Raw genomic sequence first — 8,530 nt, forward strand, 5'->3', positions numbered from 1 at the left:
ACGGACTCGGCGGACTGATCCTGCCCTTCCTCGGCATCAAGGCCATCGACCTGCTCATCCAGTTCGTCCCCGGCCTCGGATAGCAGACCGGCCCGCCGCCTCCGGAACGACGCCGAGGCGGCGGGCATCAACCGACGTGACGCTCGGCCCCTTCGCCGACCGGAAGGCGCTCGACGCGGATCGCCCGACGCGGAATCGCAGCAGGCAGGGAGAGCACCAAGGCAGCGGCAGTGAAGAGAACGAAGTGCCCGCTCTCGATCCCCACGCCGGACCAGCCGAGTTCGGCATGGCGGTGCTCGACGAAGGCGTTGCAACACAACCACGCTGCCAGGCCGACCAGTGGCGCGGCCAGGGGCCGGGAGAAGGCTCCTGCCAACGCGGCCAGGCTTATGTACGCGATGTACGGGAACCAGCCGGCGTGGAGCTCGCCCAGCCAACCGAGGCCGAGTGCGAGCGCGCCCCCTGCGACCAGGGCCGCGGTGCCCGACACCGGGACCGGCAGGCGGTCGAGGACGGGATGGTAGCGACGGCCACCGGGGCGGGCGGAGTACATGTGCATCGTCCTGTCCCAGCTTCGTCGCGAGTTCGTTCGAGGCCAGCAAACCCACGGGCCCACGGCCCCTCGCCCCGCGTTGACGAGATCCTTACGCCGACGCCCGGATTCACGACGCGATCTTGACGCCCCGCCTCGCCGACCGATCCGCGCCATGGGATCAGGCCACCGCAGGGACCAGGCTGATCACGTAGGCGGTGCCGCCGCCGGGTGCCTCCTCGACGGCCAGCTCGCCGTTCATCGCCTCCACGAAGCCCCGCACCACCGCCGGCCCGGTCTCCTCCCGACCGACAGCCTCGCCTCCGTGCACGGTGACCCGGACGTCCACCCGCCCGGCCACCTGGCCTGCGTCGACCACCACCGGCCCTGCTCCCGCCGCCCCGGGGGCCAGGAGGTCCGCGAACGCCCGCTCCAGGAGCCCGGGATCGGCGAGTACCCGCGGCAGCTCCGATTCCAGGTCGATGCGCACGCCGGTCAGTCCCTCGGCAGCGGCCCGCACCACCTCGGCCACCGCCGTCGGCCGCAGCACCACCGGCATCACCCCGGCCCGCAGCCGACTCAGATCCAGCAGGTTGGCGATCAGCCGCTCCATCCGTTCGACCTCGGCGCCGATCCGCCGCCGGTCCGGGTCCGGCACCCGTTCCGCTTCCCGGCGCACCGCTGCCAGCGACGTGCGCAGGTCCTCTCCGGCGGCTTCCAGCAACGCCGTGTGCAGCGCGTCGGCGTGCGCGAGGACCTCGGCCGCCGATGCTTGCGCGACCAGCCGCTCACGCTCCCGGGCCAGCTTCAACTGGGTGACGTACGGCCCGAGCAACCGGGTGTCCTCCTCGGTGAGCGGCGTACCCCGCAGGACGAGGACCGCCTCGTCCCCCAGGCCGACGGAGAACGACGCCTCGTCGGGCAGCAGCGGCACCTCCGCCCCGGCCGAAGCCGCCGGTTGCCAGAGCGCGCCCGTACGAACGAGTACGGCGGCCGCGTCCAGCCCGAAGACCTGCCGAAGCTCGGCCACCAGATCGGACGACACCCGTGCCCCCGATTCCACCGTCTCCCCCGCCAGCCTGGTGAGGACGGCCGCCTCCGCGCGCGCCCGGTCCGCCTGCTGCGAGCGGCGCGTCAGGCCGTCGATCAGGTGGGAGATCACCCCGGCCACCGCGAGGAACACCAGCAGCGCCGCGACGTCAGCGCCCTGCTCCACCGTCAGGCTGTGCCAGGGCGTGGTGAAGAAGTAGTCCGCCGCGAGTGCACCCGCTGCCGTGCTGCCCGCCGCGGGTAGCAGCCCACCCAGCCGAGCCGTCCCCGCCACCACCAGCAGCAGGCACAGCAGCACGCCGGGCAGGCCGAGCGAGTCGCGCAGCGGCGACAGCGCCCAGGCCAGTGCGATCGCTCCGGCTGGTCCGAGCAGCCACGCCAGCCGGCGCCGCCGGACCGGGACGAGTGCCGGGCGGCGTCTGCGCGGCGCGGGCGGCACCGTCAGCAGTCCCGGCTCCGGCGGCGGCAGCACGCGCACATCGATCGGGCCGGCCAGCCGGATCACCCGGTTGATCACCGAGCCGGATACCAGCTCACGCAGTCTGCTGCGGCTGGTCGGCCCCAGCAGGAGCTGCGTGGCGCTCTCCGTCCGGGCGAAGTCCACCAGAGCCCGCGCGACGTCGCTGCCGCTCACCTCCACGTAGGTGCCGCGCAACTCCCGGAGCAGTTCCCGCTGCGGCGCCAGGCCCGGCGGCTCGCGCTCGACCGTGCCGTCGTCCAGGCGGACGTGCACGCCGAGGAGGTCCCCGTGCACCCGGGTCGCGGTGCGGGCTCCCCGGCGGATCAGGTGCTCGCCCTGCGGTGCGCCGTTGAGGGCGACCATGATCCGTTCCTTGGTCTCCCAGGGCGCCCGGATGCCGTGCCGGGCCCGGTAGTCCGCCAGCTCCTCCTCCACCCGGTCCGCGAGCCACAGCAACGCCAGTTCCCGCAGCGCGCCCAGGTTGCCGGCCCGGAAGTAGTGGTCCAGCGCCACGTCGATCCGGTCCGGCGGGTAGACCTCCCCCTGCGCCATCCGGGTGCGCAGCGCCTGCGGGCTGAGGTCGACCAGCTCGATCCGGTCGGCGGCCCGGACGACGTCGTCGGGGATGGTCTCGCGCTGGGCGACGCCGGTGATCTGCTCGACGACGTCGTTGAGGCTCTCGAGGTGCTGGATGTTGAGTGTCGTCGCCACGTCGATCCCGGCGTCCAGCAGCTCCCGCACGTCCTGCCAGCGCTTCTCGTTCCGGCCTCCGGGCACGTTGGTGTGGGCGAGCTCGTCCACCAGCGCGAGCGCCGGGCGGCGCGCCAGCAGGGCGTCCAGGTCGAGCTCCGTCAGCTCCACGCCCCGGTACGACACCGGTCGCCGGGGCAGCACCGGCAGGTCCCTCAGCTGGTTCTCCGTCCCGTGCCGCCCGTACGTCTCGACCAGGCCGACCACCACGTCCAGCCCCTCGGTCCGCAGCCGCCGCCCCTCCCGGAGCATGGCGTACGTCTTACCGACCCCCGGTGCCGCTCCCAGGAACACCCGCAGCTTCCCGGCCACCGCCGTCCCGCCGCCTCTCTCCGCTTCCAGGTCCATGCTCCGCCCTACCCGACGTGGACGCGCGGGCGGCGGGAGCGGTCCGGCTCGGCCTCGCGCAGCACCTCGCGGGTGACCGGTGCGACCTCGCCCTGCCCGAACAGGAAGAAGCGCAGGAAGTGGCCGACCGGACCGCCCTCGGTCCACTCGAAGTAGATGTGCGGAAGCTGCCCGGTACGGTCCCGGATGGTCAGCAACAGGGCCGCCAGCGCATTGGGGACACTGGAGCTCTCCAGCGTCAGCACACGGTAGCGGTCGTGCAGGACCTCGCCGTGAACGTCCAGCACCGACTCGAACTCGGACGGGTCCCGGACGGTCACCTCGACGAAGACCAGGTCGATGTCGGCCGGGATGTCGTGGTGCGCCCGGACCTCCCGCTTCTTCTCCTGGTACTCCGCCAGGCCACGGGTGTTCGGCTCGTTGGCGATCAGCCGCATCGTCCGATGGGTGTAGTCGCGGACGAAGCGATCGGCGGCCTCGTCCAGCACCACGTCGGTCACGCGCAGTTCGAACGCCCGACGCAGCCGGGACAGGAAGGAGACCAGGATGATCCCGCCGATGAAGCAGGCGCCGATCTTGACGCCGTCCGGGCGTTCGGCGATGTTCACGCCCGTGGTGTAGAGGAACACCGCCGCGATGACGGCGAAGGCGATGGTCCAGTTGCGTTGCCCGGCCTTGTGGGCAGCGATGGTGACGGCGATGGCAGCGGAGCTGATCAGCACCAGGACGCCGGTCGCGTACGCGCCGCCCTGGGCGTCCACGCTCGCGTCGAAGAGCCAGGTGACGAGGAAGGCGATCAGGGTCAGCACGATCACCATCGGCCGCACCGCCCGCGCCCAGTGCGGGGCCATGCCGTAGCGCGGGAGGTAGCGCGGCAGCAGGTTGAGCATCCCGGCCATCGCCGAAGCGCCGGCGAACCAGAGGATCGCGATGGTCGAGATGTCGTAGATGCTGCCGAACGTGTTCCCCAGGTTCTCGTGCGCGAGGTAGGCGAGTGCCCGCCCGTTGGCCGGCCCGCCGGGTTCGAACGCGGCCTTGGGAATCAGCAGCGTGGTGATGAAGCTCGTCGTGATCAGGAAGCAGCTCATGATCAGCGCAGCCGTGGTGAGCAGCTTGCGGGCGCCGCGGATCCGGCCGGTCGGCTTTTCCTCGGTGTCCTCCGGATCGCCCTCGATGTGCGGCATGACGGCGACGCCGGTCTCGAAGCCGGACAGGCCGAGCGCCAGTTTGGGGAAGACCACCAGCGCGACTCCGATCATCGCGATCACGTTTCCGTGCTCGGCGGTCAGCGCGTCCGTCCAGTCGGTGACCAGGTGCGGAGACTTCAGCACGTGCCAGAGCCCGTTCACCACGACGACCACGTTGAGTGCGAGGTAGACCGCGACCAGGAACACCGCCAGGCCGATCGCCTCGCTGAAGCCCTTGAGGAAGACTCCGCCGAGCAGGGCGACCAGCAGCAGGGTGATCAGGACCTGCTTGCCCGACAGGGCGCTGGTCAGGTGCGGGTTCTCCACGAGGTGCGCGGTGGCGTCGGCCGCCGACAGGGTGATGGTGATCAGGAAGTCCGTCGCCGCGAAGCCGAGCAGCGCGAGGACGAACAGCTTGCCCTTCCAGAAGGAGAGCAGTCGTTCCAGCATCGCGATCGAGCCCTCGCCGTGCGGGCTTTCCTTCGCGACCCGCCGGTAGACCGGCAGCGCGCCCAGCAGGGTGACGATCACCAGCACGATGGTCGCCACCGGCGAGAGCAGCCCGGCGGCGAGCGCCGCGATGCCGGGCTGGTAGCCGAGCGTGGAGAAGTAGTCCAGGCCGGTCAGGCACATGACCCGCCACCAGCGCCGACCCTTGTGCTCGACCGGCGCCTCCGCGTGCGGCCCGGGGTACTGCTTGGCCATGTCGGACAGGCCCTCCAGCAGCCACGCCCGAAACCTGGTCCGCCGCGTCGACGCAGCCGCACCCGTCGAACTCACCCTGCGCCCCTGTCCTCGTCCCCGAGCCGGCGCCACCGAGGCGGTAGCAGGGCGACAGGCTATGCGACAGCCGCTCCGCTTCCGGGAACCGTCCACGCGGGTTCGCCCCGTTGGCGCAGCGGCCGACAGACGCCCACTCGGCGCGCGCCGTCTCCGGAGTCAACACCTCGTCAAGATGCCGGGAGGGAAACCTGCAGCTCTTCACCGCACTGGTCGAGCAGCTACGCCGGTAGCCGGTTCCCGTCCGGTCCGACGGCAGGCTGTGGCCACCCCGCCGGGGCGTCGTGGCCACAGGATTCCACCGGCCGCTCGGACGGCGGCGGGCAACTCCTGCTGACCGTGTTCGAGCCGGACGGTGATGAACACGACCCAGGCGAGCATCGCCGAGAAGACGAACCACAGGGATCACGACTCTTGCGCTCCTCGACATCCTGGAGCCTCTGGACGAGGCCCGTATCTCCGCCGTCGGCGGGATCGCAGCGGCTCTGCTGCCGTCTCCCCAGAGCTCTGTCGTGGAATCGGTCGTGCCGGTGACGTTGTCGGTCGCTGGCAAGTAAGAGCAATATGTGGATCCGATTCTTGATCATCCCCTTCGCGTGACTGCAAGAAAGGGGCGTCAGCGAGCACCCATCCAGAACTCCGGATTCCCGGACATCTACCGGGACTGCGGCATGACACCCCGGCGAGTGGTCAAGATCCTGGTAGAGAACATGGGCTGCAGCGATCTCCAAGTCGAAGCCGACGGACCCCACTGGCGTCTCGACGGGCGCATGACGGACGACGCCCGCTCGCTGAACTTCCCCGTCACAGCGCTACTGCCGTTACTGCCTCAAAGCACGACCACGCTGTCACTGACCGGCAGGTACGCCGACGGTGCTCACACGGCCGCAGGACCACTCGAACCGTGGCGTGCGTTCACCGGTCCTCCCGCCGAAAGCGAGGCCTACGTGACGGGGATGATTCGCGCCCAGCTGCTGTGGGTCTACGACGGCGACCAGTACTTCCCAGGGCTTGCGCTTCGCAAGTGGGCTTCCCGGCAAGCAGCGGAAGCAGCGAATCGTCCTGCACCCGAGGCAGTGCGGCGGCTGCGGGAGCTTCAGAGGGCGGTCTGCGAGCTTATGGCCGTTTCGGTCAACAGATTGCGTCAGCCGGGCAGGGCACCTTGGCCCATGGTTCACCCGCCGATTCGGAAGGGCAGCCCGCGATCGTTGCCCAGCGACCGTCGTATGGCGTTGACGAGTCGTATCTGTGCCTGGGCCGGTTCTCGTTTGGCCGCGTGGAACTCCTCCGGGCTCAGCGGATTCCTCAGTGGATCGGTCCGCCTCGCTACTTGCTCCAGGAAGCCATCGACGGCGTGGCCGAACTCGTCAATCGCTGTCGCCACATCGTTGGGGGCTACCAGGCTCACGCGTGTCAGGACCGCACTCCACTCTCCCCAGTCGTAATCCCAGCCTCGACGGTCGGCATGCGCCCGCCCAATTTCCATCGTGAACTTGGCGTAGTGGCTGAACAGCTCCTGGTAGGCGGCCAACTGTTGGTCGCGGAGCCACTGCCGGTCCTGCGCACGCCGCGTGACGATGCCTCCGACCACGACGCCGATCGTGGCGGAGAGAGCCCCGGCCGCAGTTGTCACCAGCGTATCGAGCACTGCACCCCCGCCGTTCCGCGTTAGCGACTCAACCTTCGAGGGCGACCGTAATGGTGATCAGCGTTCCGCGGCAACGATATGTGTTTTGAGCAGGGTGTGCTGTGATGGGTCATCAGTTTCAGTTCGAGCTGGTGTCGGGTGCCGCCGACGTGGGCTGGGGCAGGGTGAACAGGCCGGGTTCGGGTTCGGTGAGGATGCCGCGGTTCACCAGGCGCTTCAGCTTGGCGCGGGTGCCCTCGGTGTGCTCGGCTCCAGCCCGATGTCCAGGGCCTGGCAAACGTCCCTGGCCCGCAGGCCTCGCCCGGCCTGCTCGAAGGCGGCGAGGACCTCGCGGTAGCCGGGTGGCAGGGGCTCGGGCAGCGGGGCACCGTCCTCGGCCGCCGGCTCCAGTACGGTCTCGCGAGTGGCCTGGAGGCGTTTCAAGGTGCTTTCGGCAGCGGTGAGTTGTTCGCCGAGCAGGGCTATCTGCTCACGCAGCCGCTCGACCGTGTCCTGGACCAGCTGCTGCCGGGCCTCGATCTTGTCCAGGAGTTCCCTCATCGATACTCCCGCTCCTTGGAGGTGTCGGAGACCAGACGGGCGGAGCGCGCCAGGTCGGGGTGGAGGTGCGGGTGAGGTGTCGGAGCATGACGTCGGCCATGGACCAGTGGATCATCGCCGCTGAGCTGGCCGGCTTCGTCTCGTAGTCGCGCACGAGCCTGCGGTGCAGCATCAGGGTGCCCCAGGTCTGCTCGACCACCCACCGCTTGGGCTCGGGCGTGAACCCTCGCGTGCCGGGTTCCCACTGGACGACCTCGACGTCGATGCTCAGCCGGGCGCCGTGCTCGACGACGGCGTTCTTGAACCCGGCGTCCACCCACGCCTTGGTCACGGTGCGTGGGTGCGCTCGCGGCGACCTTGTCCAACAGCGCGATGCCGATGGCGTTGTCGTGCACGCTGGCGGCGACCACCACCACGGCGATGACCAGGCCGAGGACATCGGTGGCGATGCCGCGCTTGCGACCAGGGCTCTTCTTTCCGGGGTCCAGTCCGGTGGTGTCCTTGGGTGCGTTCGTCGAGGCCCATACGGTCTGTGAGTCCAGGACCACGGCGGTGGGGTCCTCGTGCCGTCTGCGCATCTCGCGGACCTGCCAGCGCAGCAGGTCGTGGATGGCCTCGGTGGTGCCGTCGTCGCGCCACAGCGCGAAGTAGTAGTACACCGCGCTCTTCGGCGGCAGGTCGTGGGGCAGGTAGCGCCACTGGCAGCCGGTGCGAGCCTGGTAGAGGTGGGTGCTCTGCCGGACGTCGTCCGCCCGGTAGTCCACATGGACCAGCACGCCTGGACCGAGGCCCATGCCGAAGCGTTCCGTTACTTCGGCGACATCCCGCGCCGACTGGTGCCGGACATCGGCATCACCTGATCAGCACCGATCAAAGATCAAACGACTTGCAACAGCCCTGGGTTCGGGCCCGAGATGCGTGAACTTCATGTTCCGCTACGCTCGAAGAAAGGCACCCATTGGCAGTACATCCTTCGGCCATGGGAAAAAGGCTGAGTAGCGCGGCCGTTGGCGAGAAGACAGATGCCCCGGCGGGACCGGATGGGCCTCGCGTAGCGCGAGACTCCGGGGTGAACCCTTTTGACTCGGATGGGTCATAGCGTCTGGAAGGCCGAGGCAATGGCAACAGAACAGCACGCGTTCGTTGACTGGACGTCCCGCGACAGCGATCAAAAGGCGACCGGGACACTGGACGGCCGAACAGTGACGGTCACCGGCCCCCTGGGCGAAGCGGAT

At 69.6% G+C, this 8,530-nt stretch carries 6 protein-coding genes; all 6 read right to left on the reverse strand.

What is annotated here, in order from left to right; genetic code table 11:
* Window positions 1–127 precede the first annotated feature (127 nt).
* The 6 genes from AB0D10_RS28685 to AB0D10_RS28710 all read right to left on the reverse strand — a co-directional run bounded on the left by AB0D10_RS28685 (window position 128) and on the right by AB0D10_RS28710 (window position 8,071).
* Window positions 128–553: a hypothetical protein gene (locus tag AB0D10_RS28685; RefSeq protein ID WP_360261847.1), complete on the reverse strand. Its 426-nt coding sequence runs from the start codon at window positions 551–553 to the stop codon at window positions 128–130.
* Between the two features lie 160 nt (window positions 554–713).
* The gene (locus tag AB0D10_RS28690; RefSeq protein ID WP_360261848.1) at window positions 714–3,140 is read right to left on the reverse strand and encodes a DUF4118 domain-containing protein; all 2,427 of its coding nucleotides are present in this window, start codon (window positions 3,138–3,140) and stop codon (window positions 714–716) included.
* Between the two features lie 8 nt (window positions 3,141–3,148).
* Window positions 3,149–5,032 (reverse strand): amino acid transporter, encoded by a 1,884-nt coding sequence (locus AB0D10_RS28695; protein ID WP_360261849.1) that lies wholly within the window; start codon window positions 5,030–5,032, stop codon window positions 3,149–3,151.
* A 1,249-nt stretch (window positions 5,033–6,281) separates the two neighbouring features.
* Window positions 6,282–6,755 (reverse strand): hypothetical protein, encoded by a 474-nt coding sequence (locus tag AB0D10_RS28700; RefSeq protein WP_360261850.1) that lies wholly within the window; start codon window positions 6,753–6,755, stop codon window positions 6,282–6,284.
* Window positions 6,756–6,971: 216 nt separating this feature from the next.
* The gene (locus AB0D10_RS28705; RefSeq protein WP_360261851.1) at window positions 6,972–7,295 is read right to left on the reverse strand and encodes a hypothetical protein; all 324 of its coding nucleotides are present in this window, start codon (window positions 7,293–7,295) and stop codon (window positions 6,972–6,974) included.
* Window positions 7,292–8,071, reverse strand: a complete 780-nt coding sequence (locus AB0D10_RS28710) for a transposase (protein ID WP_360261852.1) — start codon at window positions 8,069–8,071, stop codon at window positions 7,292–7,294. The genes AB0D10_RS28705 and AB0D10_RS28710 overlap by 4 nt, the downstream gene beginning before the upstream one ends.
* Window positions 8,072–8,530: the final 459 nt, after the last annotated feature.

The sequence above is a fragment of the Kitasatospora sp. NPDC048545 genome (assembly GCF_040651155.1).
GTDB lineage: Bacteria > Actinomycetota > Actinomycetes > Streptomycetales > Streptomycetaceae > Kitasatospora.